At 45.3% G+C, this 289-nt stretch carries 1 pseudogene; it reads right to left on the bottom strand.

Features of this window, described 5'->3' with window-relative positions:
* Positions 1 to 33: 33 nt before the first annotated feature.
* Positions 34 to 289 (bottom strand): annotated as a pseudogene (locus CWC18_RS21160) (IS3 family transposase); the annotation flags it as partial.

Here is a 289-nt window from a genome sequence, read left to right as displayed (position 1 = left end):
CGGCGTTTTTCAAGGTAGTTGTCGCCTGAGCTGTTAAGCTGCTTCTTTTTTGTTCTCTGGATTTAACTCCACATCACTGATCTCATCCCAATTCCTGGTGTGCTTTGACCAGCGGTTAGCATTCTTTTCTTTCGCTTTTTTATATAACTCACGGCGCTTTGCCAATATCGCTCTATCTTCCCCATTATGACGTTGCCCGGGTGTCACGAACTTGATACGACTATGCCTATGTACGTTGTTGTACCAATTCGTGAAGCCTTTCACCCAGCTTCTTGCATCTTCAAGGTGC

Origin of the sequence: Pseudoalteromonas aurantia, assembly GCF_005886875.1 — a bacterium.
GTDB classification, from domain to species: Bacteria; Pseudomonadota; Gammaproteobacteria; order Enterobacterales; family Alteromonadaceae; genus Pseudoalteromonas; species Pseudoalteromonas aurantia_A.
Note: the sequence above shows the minus strand (reverse complement) of the source record. Positions and strands in the feature narration are given on the sequence as shown.